Here is a 16818-nt window from a genome sequence, read left to right as displayed (position 1 = left end):
TACAAAGAACACGTATGATAGTACGTTGCTAAGCGCTATTAGTGAAAAAGCTAATAGAATTAGGGTGGTAACGCGGGTAAACCCGTCCCTACTTCATAGGGACGGGTTTTTTGTGTGCTTTTAAAACATTCAAAGGAGTGATTGTAGATGAAGAAAGTAGATGTAAAAGAGTCAGCTGTAGGGAGAGAAACACGTATTCGTAAGCAGTGGAACGAACAAAGCATTTTTGAACAATCAATTCAGAATCGAGAAGGCGCGCAATCGTTTGTGTTTTATGAAGGACCACCAACGGCGAACGGTTTACCACACGTCGGCCATGCACTTGGTCGGGCAATTAAAGATTTAGTAGCAAGATATAAAACGATGGCTGGTTATAAAGTAGTAAGAAAAGCAGGATGGGATACACACGGTTTACCTGTAGAACTAGGTGTTGAGAAGCAACTTGGTATTTCTGGTAAACATGAGATCGAAGAATATGGTATTGAACCATTTATTCAAAAGTGTAAAGAGAGTGTTTTCACATATGAAAAGCAGTGGCGTGAATTCACTGAAAGTATTGGTTATTGGGTAGATATGGATGATCCATATGTAACTTTAGAGAATCCATATATCGAAAGTGTATGGCATATTTTGGGGACGATCCATGAAAAAGGATTGTTATATAAAGGACATAGAGTTTCACCATACTGCCCAAGCTGCCAAACCTCATTGAGCTCACATGAGGTTGCACAAGGGTATAAAACAGTAAAAGATTTAAGTGTAACTGTGAAGTTTAAAGTGAAAGATAGTGAAAATGAGTATTTCTTAGGTTGGACAACAACGCCTTGGACACTTCCAGCAAACGTAGCGCTTGCTGTCCATCCAAATATGGAATACGTTAAAGCAAAACAAGAAAGTCATGTATACATTGTTGCGAAAGAACGTGTACAAGAAGTATTAAAAGAAAACTATGAAGTATTATCTGTTCATAAAGGCGAAGAATTATTAAACACATCTTATACAGCGCCATTTCCGATGAAAGAAGTTACAAATGGTTACCGTGTTATCGCAGCAGATTTTGTAACAGCGGATAGTGGTACAGGACTTGTTCATATTGCTCCAGCATATGGAGAAGACGATTATAGAGTCGTTCAAAGTGAAGGATTGTCATTCTTGCACGTTGTAGATGAAAAAGGTGAGTATACAGAAGCAGTACCATTTTTGAAAGGGAAATTTGTAAAAGATTGTGACGTGGATATCGTTCGTTATTTAGCTAAGGAAGGTTTACTGTATCATAAAGAAAAATATGAACATAGCTATCCGCATTGCTGGCGTTGTGATTCACCACTACTTTATTATGCAGGAGAAAGTTGGTTAATTCGAACAACTGCAATTAAAGATACCTTTTTACAAAATAATGATTCTGTTACTTGGTATCCGGATCATATGAAACATGGACGTTTTGGTAAGTTTTTAGAAAATATGGTGGACTGGAATATTAGCCGAAATAGATATTGGGGAACGCCATTAAACGTATGGGAATGTGAAAGTTGTAATCATCAGTTCGCACCGAAGAGCATTGCTGAATTAAGAAAGCATAGTACGAACGAAACACCAGAAGATTTGGAATTGCATAAGCCGTATGTAGATGAAGTGCAAGTCTGCTGCGAAAAATGCGGAGGCACAATGAATCGTACACCAGAAGTAATTGATGTTTGGTTTGATAGTGGTTCCATGCCATTTGCACAATATCATTACCCATTTGAAAATAAAGAGTTATTTGAAGAGCAGTTTCCAGCTGATGTTATTGCAGAAGGAATTGATCAAACACGCGGCTGGTTTTATAGTTTATTAGCAGTATCAGCACTATATACAGGAAAAGTACCGTATAAACGAGTGTTATCACTAGGGCATGTTTTAGATGAAGAAGGGCAGAAAATGTCTAAAAGCAAAGGAAATGCACTAGATCCAGTTGATTTAGTAGATAAGTTTGGTGCAGATGCGCTAAGATGGGCTTTACTTGTTGATAGTGCTCCGTGGAATGCGAAGCGTTTTTCTGAAAGAACCGTACTGGAAGCGAAATCTAAATTTGTAGATACATTAGTCAATGTGTATAGCTTCTACGTTTTATATGCAAATTTAGATGAGTATAACCCGAAAGAAACGTATGATGTAAAGCGTACGAAATTAGACGAATGGGTATTATCAAGATTGCATAGTACAACGAAAAAAGTGAGAACAGCACTTGATGATTATCAATTTACGAATGCAGCTCGTGAAATTGCAGTACTTGTAGATGAAGTGAGTAACTGGTATGTAAGACGCTCACGTAATCGTTTCTGGGAATCTGGTATGAACGCTGAAAAAGCTGCTGCGTATGAGACACTTCATGAAGTACTTGTAACAATTAGTAAATTAATTGCACCATTCACACCGTTTGTCGCGGAAGACATTCATCTTAATTTAGAAGGAAGTAGCGTTCATTTAGCTGATTATCCAGTTGTAAATGAATCACTACTTCAGCCGAAATTAGAAGCGGAAATGGATGCTGTTTTACAAGTTGTTGAACTTGGAAGAAGTAACCGTAATCAGCATTCTTTAAAAGTAAAACAGCCGCTAGCAGAACTTGTATTACTTGAGCATAACGAGAATGATATGGATTGGGAATCTTATCGTGATATCGTTATGGATGAGTTAAATGTAAAAGCGTTCCATGTTGAACTCGATGAAACAAAATACACATCATATCAATTGAAGCTCAATTTTAAAACAGCGGGGCCGAAATTCGGTAAAAATGTGAATGCAGTGAATGGTTGGCTAAAACAATTATCACAAGAAGAAGTACAAAACTTTGTATCAACAGAAAGAGCAGTTTACGAAGCAACACCAGGAGAAGAAGTAGTTGTAACTGCTGAAGATGTGTTAGTTGAGAAAGTTGCAAAATCAGGATTCTCTAACACGACTAACGGACAATATACGGTTATGTTAGATACGAATGTAACGGAAGAATTGTTACAAGAAGGAGTAGCGCGTGAATTCATTCGTGCGGTTCAAGAATATCGTAAACAGTTGAATTTACCAGTTAATTTACGAGTCGATGTTATTCTCGATACAGAAGAAGAACTACAACGAACGTTAACGAACCATAAAGATTTATTGGAAGAAAACTTACTCGTTAAACAATTTACATTTGGTCACTTAACGAACGAAGACGATGAACTTTCTTTAGGTGAAACAAAACTTAGAATTAAATTAAGTGCAGCTAATTAAAGAAAAAAGGAAGTTGGAATGATTCCAACTTCCTTTTTCGTATGGAGGTAAATTAACTAGCTAATTTCCTCATAATCCATTCAATAGGCCCTCTAGAAAATTTCTTTCTCCATAATACGCTAAACAAAATACTGAAAATGAAAAATATAGTAGCAAATAATAAAACGAAAAGTAGTGTTTGATGTTCCATTCTATCGAATAGAATTAATGCTCCAATACCGATAAATACATGACTTACATAATGAGTTAATGTTAATTGACCTGTTTGTATAATGGAAGTAACAAACCAATTATTTTCATATTTTTCAGCGGAATAGAGACAAAGTATTAATATAGCAATAGCGGATCCTGTAGCAGATAAAATATATAATATATTTGGTAAAATGGGTCCTGTATTAAACAAAAATGTAGCAGCTTCTTTGCCAATGTGTGGAATGAAGTAGTATGTGAGCCCTTTTGATAAAAGTTCTATCAGTATGGTGAATGTAATACCGAGCAAGAGCAACCTATCTCTAATCTTTTTATTATGAAGATCTAATCTTCCAATTATCATACCGATTAAGAAGAACGAAAACCATGGGAAAAAAGGGTGATAACCATTAAAGAATAAATTGCGAAGAAAACCGTTTATTGTCCAGAAGTCTACATAGTTTATAAATGGAGTAGGGCCTCCCCAACCTTCGAAAGTATTGAAAGTAAGCTGAAGAGATTGTGCCAAGAGTAGGATAATAATAGATAACAAGAGTAATGCTTTTTTTCGGACTGTAATGAGTAATGCAGCAACGAAAAGGTAAACACCGTAGTAGTGTAATATATCCCCAGTCCACTCCATTACGTATAAAAATAATCCTAAAATAAATAAGAATAGTGCCCGTTTCCAGATGATTTTTCGGCTATTAGAAATTTTTATTTTTTCATTTCTAGCAACAGATGATCTAGTCATTAAAGATATGCCAATTCCAGCAAGTATAACAAACAAGGCAGAAGCTCTACCTTCAAAAAGTGACATGAAAGTTATTAAAAATGGGGGACCATTTCCTTCTGCACCTGTTATCACCATAAAATTAACAAGCAGCATACCAAACATCGCCAAAGCTCTAGCAAAGTCTAAGCCGATAATTCGTTTTTTAGTATTCAATTCAATCCCTTCTTTCAAAAATACTGTTTACAGCTTCCATCCATATTTGTCTATAATCTATATCCACATGTAACATCATAAAATTCCCGACATTATCAAGCACTAATGCTAACATATGAGCTTTTGAAACTAGATTTTTATTTTCAATCAATTGAAGCTCATTTGCTTTTGTAAGGAGGGATTCAAATCCTTGTAAATATTCTGTTTGCACAGTTAGTAATCGATCTTTGTACATATCATTTCTTGAAGATAGTAATACATATTCTTGCAACACACGATTAAAATAAGGATCGTTCTGCTGTTCATCAATTATTTTGAATCCAATTTCAATGCATTTGTCAATAAAATTTTCTTTCGTAAACTCTTCTGTATGGAAGAAGGAAGAAAACTGCATCGCAGCACATAATTCTGTGAAAATACATTCGATTAATGCATCTTTAGATTTAAAGTAATAATAAATGGACGGTTTAGCAATTCCGACTTCTTCAGCAATCATTGAATAAGTCGTTTTGGTAATACCATGTCCGGCAAACAGTCGATAGCTTGCTTCCATAATTGAAGAGAGTGTTTCTTCACTTTTGCTCATAATAAAGCCTCCTAAAAAAAGGTTATATAAATCGTATCATTCATTAATATTTTTTTCAACCTACCGTTAGGTAAAAAGTAGCCTATTTTTTACAAAGTCATTTAAAAAGCTTAAGAGTTAAGGAATTGCTTTAGAAATATATTTCTAAAGTATTGTGTTCACTTTACACATAAATATTGAGAAAATTTCACTTACCCTAAATGAAAAGGTAATAGAAGTGTTTATAGAGAATTACTCGTAGATTCAATTTTTATCCCTCCATTTTGTGGGGAATGATTGCCTAGTGGTAATGGGATAAGGTTGAGCTACTTTATTAGGGGGAGTGGTTCTATGTTTAATAAAAAAATGGTGGCAATGGCAATGACTGTACCGTTAGTAATGGGGACGATTTCTACGGTTTCGGCATTGGAAAAACAACAGCAAGTAAAGTTAGAAGCTTATTCGCCACAGAAAAAAGCAACTGAATATTTAAAAGAAAATGCTGCGCAGTATGGATTGAAAACAGACCTTTCAGACTTGCAATATATTTCTACAACAGAAACGTCAGTAGCTTCATATGTTAGGTTCCAACAAGTTGTTAACGGTGCGCCTGTATTTTCAAAACAAATTACAGTTACTCTTAATGGAGAGGGAAAGGGAGTACTCGCTGTTTCTGATTATCAGCCTGTTACAGGTGTGAAGGAAGTAACGACAAAAATTAGTGAAAAAGATGCAATACAAAAATCAATGGCGTATGTTGGAGAAGCAAGTGAGCAAAATTTATGGGCTCCTACAGATAAAGAGTTCGGATATATTGTTGAAGAAGGAATTGCTCGTCCAGTATATAAAGTTGTAGTCCATTCTAATAATCCATTTGGTGCATGGGAAACATTTATTGATGCAGAAAATGGAAAGTTAATTAAAAAGGTTGATATAAACCGAAAAGCTGAAGGGTCAGGAAAAGTATTTTTACCTAACCCAGTCGTATCTAGCGGTAGTAAAGTAGGCTTAAAAGATAATAACGATGCAGATTCAACAGCTCTAACGAACCAACTGAAAACTGTTACGTTAAAAGGTTTAGATGGAACAGGATTTTTAATTGGAGAATATGTAACGATTTCTTCAAAAGCGAAAACAAAATCTACGAATTTACAATTTAACTATACACGCGCAAATGATAGCTTTGAAGATGTTATGTCGTACTATCATATCGATACATTGCAACGTTACATTCAAAGTCTAGGTTTTAAAAATATTAATAACCGTTCGATAAAAGTGAATGTTAATGGTACAACTGATGATAACTCATTCTATTCTCCATCAACAAAAGCTTTAACTTTCGGTACTGGCGGTGTTGATGATGCAGAAGATGCTGGTATTATCGCACATGAATATGGGCATTCGATTCAAGATAACCAAGTTCCTGGCTTTGGTAGTTCAGCAGAAGGTGGAGCGATGGGAGAAGGATTTGGCGACTTCTTAGGTGCTACATATGAAGATGCAGTATCGACTACTGGATATGGTAAAGCATGTGTTGGAGAATGGGATGCGACAGCTTATTCTAGTTCAGATCCAACATGCTTACGCCGATTAGATACGAATAAAGTATATCCGAAAGATATAACGAATGAAGTGCATGATGATGGTGAAATTTGGGCTCAAGGTCAATACGAAATGGCACAAGCTTTTGGCCGTGATGTAGCAACGAAAATCATTTTACAATCACACTGGTCATTAACACCAAACTCTAAATTCAGTGATGGAGCGAAAGCGATTAAGCAAGCGGATGCTCTTTTATATGGCGGACAACATGCTGCTGATATCGATCGCATTTGGGCAGCGAGAGGCATTAGTACGAATTAATATAAAAAGTCGTGGCATTAAGCCACGACTTTTTAATTTGCTTACGAACTGGTACTAGTAAATAAAGCTATATCAATGTTAGTGTGAATATATCCGGATCCCATTTACTTTTTAGCTTCTTTAAAAACAAAATGCTCTTTAAATTTTCTAGATTCAACTTTTTGACCATTTCGCATCGATCGGAATGGGTGTTCTTGCCATGTAATAATAACATCAACCTCATCCGCTTTTGTAGCAACAGGTAAATTAGCGTGTTCAAATCCAGTTTTTCCACTTGCTAAACGACTTTCCTTTAGGGAAAAGAGTTCATATTTCGTTTTCTTATTTGGTTCGTTGCGGAATACTTCGACGTTTACGTTATATACCTCACTATTCCCAACATTCTTTACTGAAAAATGATATGTTTGAAATTCATCTTTTTTAGCTTGAAGCATATTCTTGTTTGTTTTTTTCGGTTTATCAATATTCACTTGCCATTGATCAGAGTTTTGAGAGATTGGTAAAGATTTTGGTGAATAGGCGTATGTTTCGTTTACTACAATTAGGCAAAACAATAGGAGAAAGAAACTAATTGCTTTTTGCATATACACACCTCGCTATAAAATTTTTTATTAATATGCGTAAATAAATTGGGTTTTATGTAAAAATTGGAAAAAGGTGACGATTTGATTCAACTACAATTGAATAAATTGGAAGAGATAGTAAATGGTGAAGGATTACAAGAATCATTTCATTATATAGAGATGCAAGGCGTCTGTATTGACTCTAAAAAAATTACGAAAGGGAATTTGTTTGTTCCGATTATTAGGGTGAAAGATGGACATGATTATGTAAAAGAAGCGATGGAAAAAGGTGCGGCTGCTTCTTTATGGAAAAAGTCTTACGGTGATCCTCCAAAAGGAATACCGATTATTTTTGTAGATGACACATTACTTGCACTGCAAAAAATAGCGCGATATTACCGAAAGACAAGTAATGTGAAAGTTATCGGAATTACTGGTAGTAATGGAAAGACAATGGTAAAAGATATAATAAGCACGATATTAAGTACAACTTATCGTGTGCATAAAACGAAGGGGAATTTAAATAGTCAAATTGGTTTACCACTAACGATTTTAGAAATGAAACAGGATACAGAGTTTTTAATACTTGAAATGGGAATGAGCGAAACGGGACAAATTCGAAACTTAGCACAAATAGCACAGCCAGATGTAGCGATCATTACAATGATTGGACAGTCACACTTAGAAACGCTTGGATCAAGAGAAGAGATTGCGAAGGCTAAATTTGAAATTGTAGACGGATTAAATGACGGTGGACTGTTCTTATATAATGGTGATGAGCCATTACTTTCTCAAAATATTAATATGCTAGGTATAGAAAGTAAGTCGTTTGGTGGAAAGTATACAAATGATTTGTTTCCAACGAACGTACAATTAGATGAATATGGTGTTCATTTTAAATTAAATCATTCAAAAATACAGTACGATGTTCCCTTACATGGAAAACATAATATTTTTAATACGATTGTCGGAATCGCTGTAGGTCAATTTTACAAAGTCCCTATAGAAAAAATACAAGAAGCATTGCAGCAAATAAACATTACACAAATGCGCTTTCAGTTTGTAACCGCTAAAACAGGTTTTACAATTATTAACGATGCATGGAATGCCAGTCCTTCCTCCATGAAGGCTGCAATTGAAACGTTGCAGAAATTAAATGCCTATAAGAAAAAAATTATAGTGATTGGGGATATGTTGGAGTTAGGCAAGAAAGCTGAAACATATCATAGAGAAATTGGTGAAATGTTAAATGAGGAGAGCATTCAATATGTATTTACGTATGGAGAGTTAGCCAAAATTGTAGCGGAAGAAGCAAGAAAGAACTATCATACAGGAAAAATAAAGTCATTTGATAATAAAGCCAAAATAGCAGAGGAAGTATTGAAAGTTATAACGAAAAAAGATGTTGTTTTACTGAAAGGTTCACGTGGAATGGCTTTAGAGGAGATTGTACAAAACTGGATGTGAAAAATCAAAATATATTTAAAAGTGCTTGCATTTTATAGGGTGAAGAGTTAGAATACTCTGTAAATATAAAAAGTGATGATCAGGAAAAGTACATGGTGCAAAGGTCTACAGAGAGCAGCCGGTTGCTGGGAAGGTTGCGATACCGCATGATGGAAAGACACCTGTGAGTGTTGCTTTGAACGTGATTATTAGTAAAAGCAAACGGTACCTACCGTTATCAGGGCTAAGATGGTCAGTATGACAATTTGGGTGGTACCGCGGAAAAAAATCCGTCCCTATTTATAGGGGCGGATTTTTGTATTCTTTGAAAGGGGGTGAGTGACCGTGGATGATGACGATGACAACAATAACGTAAATAAATATAAAATTACTGGAGGGAAAAATAATGGATTCAATAATGAAGCGTTCACTCACAAAAGAATGTACAAAGCAAAGTGGAAAGGTTGTATTACTTCAAGGATGGGTAAAAAAAATTCGGCACCTTGGAAATGTTAGTTTTTTATTATTACGGGACAGAACAGGAGTAATTCAATGTGTATTAGAAAATGAATTGGCCGGATATAAAGTTGATGTAGAAAGTGTTGTCCATGTAATCGGTGAGATAGTCGAGACGTCGAAAACGGAATTGGGTATTGAAGTACTTGCTCATGAAGTGAAAGTAATAAACGGTGCAGAGCCACTTCCATTTGAAATAAATAAAAAGAAGTTACAAGTTGGCTTAGATCAAATACTTAATGAGCGGGTAATATCATTAAGGCATGAGCGAACTGCAGCGATTTTTATAGTGAAATCTACACTCGTTCAGAGCTTTAGTGAATTTCTAATAGAGAACGATTTCACACGTATATTTACTCCGAAAATTGTTTCACAAGGGGCAGAAGGAGGAGCAAATGTTTTTAAGCTTCCATACTTCCAAAAAGAAGCTTATTTAGCACAATCACCACAGTTCTATAAGCAAATGATGGTAGCGGGTGGCTTAGAACGAGTTTTTGAAATTGCACCTGTATATAGAGCGGAACATCATAATTCTTCCCGTCATTTGAATGAATATATATCGTTAGACGTAGAGCTTGGTTTTATTCATGATTTTTATGAAGTGATGCAACTAGAAACGGATGTTTTACGATATATGTTTCAACAAGTAGCGAAAAAATGTGAAATAGAACTACAACTATTACAAATAGAAGTACCTGTTATTACTGAAATACCTAAAATTACATTGTTAGAAGCACAAGAAATTTTGAAAAGTAAGTATCGTAAAGAATCTCCTGTAGGGGATTTAGATACAGAAGGTGAAAAGTTACTAGGGAAATATGTAAAGGAAACATATAATAGTGAATTTGTTTTCATTACACATTATCCGAAAGAAGCGAGACCGATGTATACGATGCAAAATAAAGAGAATCCAGCTATTACTGATTCATTCGACTTATTATATAAAGGGCTAGAAATAACGTCAGGGGCACAGCGAATTCATAATTATGAAATGTTACTCGCTTCGTTTAAAGAAAAAGGATTACACCCAGAGAAATTTCAATCTTATTTAAATACATTCCGATACGGTTGTCCCCCGCATGGAGGTTTCGGGATTGGGTTAGAAAGGATTGTATATAAAATATTAGAATTAACAAATGTACGAGAGGCTAGTGCTTTTCCGAGAGATTGTACTCGTCTTATACCATAATATTAAAACCCTTCTATGAATATAGAAGGGTTTTGTATATTTAAACATAAGTTAAAGAGAAGAAAAATATCTTTTTGTGTGAAAATATGTAAATTATATCGAGAACATTTTATAATAAATTGAGAAAAAGAAAATTCATAAGTTATAATGAAATGTGAATATAAAAAAAGTTCATATAATAATGTATGGAAGGGTATGAAACATGTTATATCAAACTCAAGCAACACAACAAACACCAGCTTATATAATCTATCTTCTTGATGTAAGCGCATCAATGAATCAAATGATGGATGTAGAGGGAGAAGAAAAAAGGAGAATTGACATTGTAACGGATGCTCTTTCTTTAGCAATTCGCCAAATGGTATTTCGTTCGACAAAAGGTAGTCGATTGCTTCCAAGATATAAGTTATCTATTTTAGCTTATAGCGATCAAGTTTTTGATCTTTTGGGTGGGGTGAAAACAATAGATGAAGTAGCAAGACTACGTCCACTAGAAAAAATTCAAACGCATCGTTTAACTGATACAGCAAAGGCTTTCTCTGTAGTGGAGAAGTTATTGCAAAAGGAATTACCGAATTTACAAGATGGGCCAGCTCCTGTTGTTTGTCATATGACAGATGGTGCTTCAACTGGCGAAGATCCAGAATTAATTGTGCGAAGAATTATGAATATGTCTGTACCTGATGGAAATGTACTAATTGAAAATATCTTTATTTCGGATGAAATTATGCAAGAACAAATTACTAGTATAAAGAAGTGGGAAGGGATTATGCCACATACAGAAATTACGGATGAATATGGTGCAAAGTTGCAACGACTTTCCTCTCCTATCCCTCAAAGTTATCGTGAGATGATGACTGAGTATGGTTTTCATATTGGGGATGGTGCAGTGATGATGTTTCCAGGTACAAATGCAGATTTAGTATCACTTGGATTTCAAATGTCTGCTGCAACGCCGGTTCGATAGGAGGGAGAAAAATAGTGAAGTATATCCTGTCGCAAGAAAAAGAAACAGTATTACAAGAGAAGAAAGGTGAAAATTTTACATATCGATATAGTTACGTAAGAGCTAAAGAAACGCAAGACTTAAATGAGAGTGGACAAGATTTTCTTATATTTCAAGATAATGGGACTAGTGTTACCTTTGCATTATGTGATGGTGTAGGAATGTCTTTTCATGGTGAAATCGCTGCGAAATTTCTTGGTATGAAGTTAGTAAACTTGTTTGATACATGTCAAGAAAGTGGACTGGATATTGCTACATTATTAAATGAACAGTTAAATAATTGGATAGAAGAAGCTTCAGAGGAAGTGAGTGCATTTCGCTTGCCAGAAGAAACACCGTGGTTACTACTTGATGTTTTGGAAGAAAAGCGAACAAAAGGTAGTGAAACGATGTTTATTGGCGGGAAAATAGAACTCATTCCAAATCAAGATAAAGTACAAATAACGATAGTTACACATGGTGATTCATTTGTACAATTGTTTCAAGATAAGGAGAATTGTTCGAATATAATGAAGTTTAATAGAAATATAGAGAAAAGATGGTCTACACAGCGAGGCATTATTGGTGGGGAATTGGCGGTTTTTTCAAAGGCATTATCTAGGCAAGAAGCTAATCGGATAGTTATTCACTCAGACGGACTTGTGCCGCTTATGCAGTATAATTTTGAGGAAGTGTTAAAAGAAATTGAGAGGGCACAGAACTCTCCGACAAGCGATGATATTTCATTTTTAGATGTTTCTTGGTAACAAACATGATGGAGAAAAAGGTGAATAAATGTGGAAGAGATTATTGTGACATACATAAAACAGTCAAATGAAGAAATTGATATTGCAATTCCAAATGACGTAAAAGTGGTGCAAATTATTGAAGCGATTTTACATCATGAAAAAATAGATGAAGCATTAAGCGAGATCTATGAAATTAGAGTGGCAAAAGATAAAGAAGAGTGGCATTCTATTCGAAATGATGAAACGTTACGCGATAATGATGTGTGGGACGGACAATATGTAATGCTACATAAAAAAGGAGCAATTATCCCTTCTTTTGAAATGATGCCAGCAGAAGAAGTTTATAATGAACCTGTTAAACAAGATATGTCTTCTAGTGAAGAAGATTATGTATGGAAAATCATTGAGTAATAGTTTTTGGATGGGGAAGGAGAAATGTTTTGTGCAAAAATCACCGTATTTTCAACGCTCTCCGCGTGTGAAAGTAGATATACCAACAGGGAATGTTATTATTCATGATCCACCGAATATACCGGAGGAGCCGAAATTTTCAATTGAAACGATGATATTGCCAGCGGCGATGACAATTTTGACGCTAGTATTATACTTTGTGATGATGAAGGTTATGAAAATGAATTCAAGCTATATGCCTCTTATGATGGTTTCTAGTATTCCTATGTTAGGGTCATATATATTTACATCGATGGGGCATTTACGTAGAAAGAAAGAACATCGTCAAATGGTTGAACAATTACAAACAAGATACTTAGAGCAAATTCAAAAGCGTCGAGTGGAATTAGATACGTTAAAGGTTGAACAAGCAAAGTATTTAATTACACAAAATCCAAGTCCATTAAAAAGTGTGCAAAGAATTGAAAATCAAGAAAGTAACTTATGGGAGCGAACACCCGAAAGCCCAGATTTTTTAGATATTCGTATTGGAACGGGGGAAAGGCCATTCCTTGTAGAGTTGAAAGTGCCTGAGCAGAAAGGCTACGAAGAAAATCCATTAGTTACAGAAGCACAAAATGTCAAAAGGGATTTTACTACAATTCCTAATGGACATATTTCAATATCTTTGAAAAAAAATGATGTAATTGGTGTAGTTGGAAATAAAGAGGATAGGTTGAACTTTATTCGAATTGTAACGACGCAAATTATGACACATCATGCGCCAAATGAAGTGAAAATAGCAGCCTTTTATCATGAGAAGGAGAAAAAACAATGGGATTGGATGAGATGGCTTCCTCATGTATGGGATGAGCAGAGGAGTATGCGTTTTCTATCTGAAAATCAACAAGACGCTCAGAAATTAGCTGAAGCGTTGTTCACACCACTTAATATGCGTAGAATTTATAATTCCTCTGCACAGGCGGATGCGAAAATACCTTTAATCCCAATGTATGTATTTTTCTTATCTGCGAGAGAGTTTTTAGAGGATGATCCTCTAATTCCAATGTTACTTAGAGAAGGAGAAAGTGTCGGAGCATCTACGTTTATATTTGCAGAACAGAGAGAACGATTGCCGATGGAATGTGATCTTGTTATTAGCTTAAACGGAGAAAATGGTGAGTTAGTAGAAACATTTTCAAGCTCAGCTGAAAATAGCGGGACAACGCGTGCTAGTTTTAAAGTAGACCGACTTTCATTCGAACGATGTGAATCAGGTGCGCGAAGTATTGCTCCTATTCGAATGAAAAGTTCTACAGCGGCTAACATACCGAAAGTATTAACTTTTTTAGATTTGTTTCAAGTGAAAAAAATGGAAGAGTTACAAGTGCTAGAGAGATGGGATAAAAATCGATATCCGACTTCATTGCCGGTTCCAATCGGTGTAAGAGAAGGAAGTAAACCTGTGTTTCTAAATATTCACGATAAAATTGAGAAGAAAGGACATGGTCCGCATGGTTTAATGGCTGGTACAACAGGTTCAGGGAAAAGTGAAGTGATTCAGTCTATTATAGCCGCATTAGCGGCTACCTATCACCCTCATGAGATGGCATTTATGCTTATCGATTATAAGGGTGGCGGAATGTCAAACACATTTGCAGGATTACCACATATTATCGCATCTATTACAAACTTAGAAGATCCGAACTTAATTGAGCGTGCAAGAATATCATTAAAGGCGGAATTAGAGAGAAGACAAAAATTGTTTATTCAGGCTGGGAATGTTCAACATTTAGATGAATATTATGAAACAAGCTGGCGTGAAAAAGAACCTTTGCCACATTTATTTATTGTCATTGATGAGTTTGCTCAAATGAAAAAGGAACAACCAGAATTTATGGACGAGCTAATTAGTGTCGCTGCAATAGGAAGGACATTAGGAGTTCACTTATTATTAGCAACCCAAAAACCTTCGGGGGTTGTAAATGACAAGATTTGGAGTAACTCGCGTTTTCGAATTTGTTTACGTGTCCAAGATGATGCGGATAGTCGTGAAATGTTAAAGATTCCAGATGCATCAAAAATCAATGTACCAGGACGAGGGTATCTCCAAGTTGGTAGCAATGAAGTATTGGAATTATTCCAATCAGCATGGAGCGGAGCACCTTATAATCCAGATGAAGAGAAAGTTCTTGATATTGTTGATTTTACAGAAGTTAAGCTCTCGGGTGAAAGAATAAAAGTGAAAAAGCGTCCAAAACCAATGACAAATAGTCCAAAGCAATTACAAGCTTTTATTCAATATGTACAGAACGTATCCGAAAAAGAAAATATTACAGCGTTGCCAGGACCTTGGTTAGCACCTTTACCAGAGAAACTATTATTAAATCAATTCTATGAAATAGAGAATTGGAATGCGGATGTATGGAAGCAAAGAGAAGATAAATTGCAGTTAACGGTAGGACTAATCGACGATGTGGCAAATCAAGCGCAGTATCCTTTGAAATTAGATGTTCAAGAGGGGCATTTAAATATTTACGGTATGCCAGGTACAGGAAAAACGACTCTATTACAAACAATTATTATGTCTCTGGCATTGTCTCATACACCAGAGGAAGTAAACTTCTATGTAGTTGATTTTGGTCGCATGTTTTTAGACTTTAGAGATTTACCACATGTGGGTGGAATTGTACAAGAAGACGAAGTTGAAAAAATGAAACGGTTGTTTAGCTTTTTGAAGAAGGAAGTCACATATCGAAAAGAATGTTTTTCTGATAGGGGAGCAAAATCTTTCGCGATGTATAACCGAATGGTAGAAACAAAGATTCCAGCTATTGTCGTAATGATAGATGGTTATATTAGGTTCCGTAGTGAGTATGAGAAGGAAAATGAAATTTTAGAGCAATTATTACGTGAATCAAGTACGTACGGTATTTCTTTTCATTTATCACTCAACCAAACAACTGATATGTTTGACCGTGTTCGTAACAATATTCCGATGGCAATTTCGTTTGAATTACAAGATAGAACAGAATATTATAGTTTAGTTGGAAGACCAAACTTCCCATTAATTGATGTACCATCTGGACGTGGTTTAGCGAAAGGGCAGCCCCCAGAACTATTCCAAGCAGCATTGCCTTTCATTGGAGAAAATGAATTGGAATATTCTAAGCAATTAAAAACAATTATTCAAAAAATGAATGGAGCATGGACTGGAGAGAAAGCAAAATCAATTCCAATGGTTCCGAAACAGTTGTTTATTGAAGACATGCTAGAGCAATCAGAATCGTCACAAATTTGTGTAGGTATCGAAACAGAAGATATTCGCTTGCAAAACTTTTCATTGGAGGAAATGACAAATATTTTCATTGGAGGAAGAATTGAAGGTGGTAAGACATCTTTATTACAAACACTAATTTTTTCTCTTACCTATCAACATGCACCTGAAGAAATTGAATTATTCATGATTGATTTAAGTGAAAAAACAACGGGTATTTTGGCTCTTGGAGAATTACCACATGTTAAAAAGCGAATTACAGATGGAATGCAATTAAAAGAAATGTTAGATGAGCTGCTAGAAGTAATAAATAACAGAGAAGTGGTCATGCCGTCTTTAAATCCAAATGAAAAAATGAAATTTCCATATTCAAGGATTATTATTGTTATTGATGATATTGATCAAATGCTGGCGTTATTATCTACTGATTTTGATGCGAAAAATAAAATAGAGCAAATTGTTCAAAATGGAAGAAATAAAGGGATCCATTTTGTTGCAGCTGCTACAACTTCAAGTGTAACTAATTATTCACATGAAAAATGGTTTGCGGAAATCAGAAAACGAAGCTGTAGTTATTTATTAGGCACTACGCAAAATAATGATGTGTATTTCTTTAATATAAAGCTCAAGCATACGGAAATGGATCAAGAATTCCAGAGTGGGGAAGGATATTTTGTACGCAGGAAACCTATGAAAGTAAAATGTGCTTTTACACCACTACATTTACTACATGATTTAACAAAAAAGATTGCTAGAAAATGGTTAGAATCGACAGAAAAAATATAAAACTGGGGTAATTTGCAAAAAAATACTATTTTTTTGTAAACTAACCCTTTAAAAATAGTGTGAATATAGTTTATAATCTAATTGTTATGATATTAATAGATT

Annotated in this window: 11 protein-coding genes and 2 other annotated features (1 of these 13 running past the window's edge); of the genes, 8 read left to right on the top strand and 3 right to left on the bottom strand. The window is 35.1% G+C overall.

Annotated features, from left to right (window positions below):
- Nucleotides 1-93, top strand: a binding site (T-box leader); it begins 148 nt to the left of the window's first position.
- Between the two features lie 54 nt (nucleotides 94-147).
- Nucleotides 148-3249, top strand: a complete 3102-nt coding sequence (gene ileS / locus ACS2FK_RS19630; RefSeq protein ID WP_063547143.1) for an isoleucine--tRNA ligase — start codon at nucleotides 148-150, stop codon at nucleotides 3247-3249.
- A gap of 52 nt (nucleotides 3250-3301) precedes the next feature.
- Here ileS and ACS2FK_RS19625 read toward each other — a convergent pair whose 3' ends face one another.
- Together ACS2FK_RS19625 and ACS2FK_RS19620 are read right to left on the bottom strand one after the other, a co-directional pair.
- A complete protein-coding gene (locus tag ACS2FK_RS19625) occupies nucleotides 3302-4387 on the bottom strand; it encodes a DUF418 domain-containing protein (RefSeq protein WP_001093112.1) in 1086 nt (361 codons plus the stop codon).
- Nucleotide 4388: 1 nt separating this feature from the next.
- Entirely contained in the window at nucleotides 4389-4973 is a 585-nt protein-coding gene (locus ACS2FK_RS19620; RefSeq protein WP_000045217.1) for a TetR/AcrR family transcriptional regulator, read from the bottom strand.
- Nucleotides 4974-5303: 330 nt separating this feature from the next.
- Here ACS2FK_RS19620 and ACS2FK_RS19615 point away from each other — a divergent pair, with 330 nt between their 5' ends.
- On the top strand, nucleotides 5304-6815 hold the full coding sequence (locus ACS2FK_RS19615) for a M36 family metallopeptidase (protein WP_000482274.1): 1512 nt from the start codon (nucleotides 5304-5306) through the stop codon (nucleotides 6813-6815).
- 104 nt (nucleotides 6816-6919) lie between these two features.
- Here the strand turns inward: ACS2FK_RS19615 and ACS2FK_RS19610 are convergent, their stop codons facing one another.
- Entirely contained in the window at nucleotides 6920-7399 is a 480-nt protein-coding gene (locus tag ACS2FK_RS19610) for a hypothetical protein (protein ID WP_001167912.1), read from the bottom strand.
- An 81-nt stretch (nucleotides 7400-7480) separates the two neighbouring features.
- On the opposite strand from ACS2FK_RS19610, the gene ACS2FK_RS19605 reads away from it, so the two are divergent.
- From ACS2FK_RS19605 to essC, 6 genes are all read left to right on the top strand, one after another.
- Nucleotides 7481-8845 (top strand): UDP-N-acetylmuramoyl-tripeptide--D-alanyl-D-alanine ligase, encoded by a 1365-nt coding sequence (locus tag ACS2FK_RS19605; protein WP_063547144.1) that lies wholly within the window; start codon nucleotides 7481-7483, stop codon nucleotides 8843-8845.
- A 66-nt stretch (nucleotides 8846-8911) separates the two neighbouring features.
- Nucleotides 8912-9125 (top strand) — a binding site (T-box leader).
- Nucleotides 9126-9230: 105 nt separating this feature from the next.
- Nucleotides 9231-10529 (top strand): aspartate--tRNA(Asn) ligase, encoded by a 1299-nt coding sequence (gene aspS / locus ACS2FK_RS19600; RefSeq protein ID WP_063547145.1) that lies wholly within the window; start codon nucleotides 9231-9233, stop codon nucleotides 10527-10529.
- Nucleotides 10530-10731: 202 nt separating this feature from the next.
- Nucleotides 10732-11496: a vWA domain-containing protein gene (locus tag ACS2FK_RS19595; RefSeq protein WP_000966848.1), complete on the top strand. Its 765-nt coding sequence runs from the start codon at nucleotides 10732-10734 to the stop codon at nucleotides 11494-11496.
- An 11-nt stretch (nucleotides 11497-11507) separates the two neighbouring features.
- On the top strand, nucleotides 11508-12281 hold the full coding sequence (locus ACS2FK_RS19590) for a hypothetical protein (RefSeq protein WP_024927870.1): 774 nt from the start codon (nucleotides 11508-11510) through the stop codon (nucleotides 12279-12281).
- A gap of 30 nt (nucleotides 12282-12311) precedes the next feature.
- The gene (locus ACS2FK_RS19585; RefSeq protein ID WP_000391139.1) at nucleotides 12312-12674 is read left to right on the top strand and encodes an EsaB/YukD family protein; all 363 of its coding nucleotides are present in this window, start codon (nucleotides 12312-12314) and stop codon (nucleotides 12672-12674) included.
- Between the two features lie 31 nt (nucleotides 12675-12705).
- Nucleotides 12706-16716 (top strand): type VII secretion protein EssC, encoded by a 4011-nt coding sequence (gene essC, locus ACS2FK_RS19580; protein ID WP_063547146.1) that lies wholly within the window; start codon nucleotides 12706-12708, stop codon nucleotides 16714-16716.
- Nucleotides 16717-16818 lie beyond the last annotated feature (102 nt).

Source organism: Bacillus cereus group sp. BceL220 (assembly GCF_051776965.1).
In the GTDB taxonomy this organism is placed as follows: Bacteria; Bacillota; Bacilli; order Bacillales; family Bacillaceae_G; genus Bacillus_A; species Bacillus_A cereus.
The sequence above is the reverse complement of the archived record's forward strand: the minus strand, read 5'-3'. Positions and strand labels throughout refer to the sequence as shown.

What these genes read in the sequence shown, in the direction of transcription:
- ACS2FK_RS19615 (WP_000482274.1), top strand. Translation starts at nt 5,304, where the DNA reads ATGTTTAATAAAAAAATGGTGGCAATGGCAATGACTGTACCGTTAGTA.
- ACS2FK_RS19610 (WP_001167912.1), bottom strand. Translation starts at nt 7,399, where the DNA reads ATGCAAAAAGCAATTAGTTTCTTTCTCCTATTGTTTTGCCTAATTGTA.
- ACS2FK_RS19595 (WP_000966848.1), top strand. Translation starts at nt 10,732, where the DNA reads ATGTTATATCAAACTCAAGCAACACAACAAACACCAGCTTATATAATC.
- ileS (WP_063547143.1), top strand. Translation starts at nt 148, where the DNA reads ATGAAGAAAGTAGATGTAAAAGAGTCAGCTGTAGGGAGAGAAACACGT.
- aspS (WP_063547145.1), top strand. Translation starts at nt 9,231, where the DNA reads ATGGATTCAATAATGAAGCGTTCACTCACAAAAGAATGTACAAAGCAA.
- ACS2FK_RS19620 (WP_000045217.1), bottom strand. Translation starts at nt 4,973, where the DNA reads ATGAGCAAAAGTGAAGAAACACTCTCTTCAATTATGGAAGCAAGCTAT.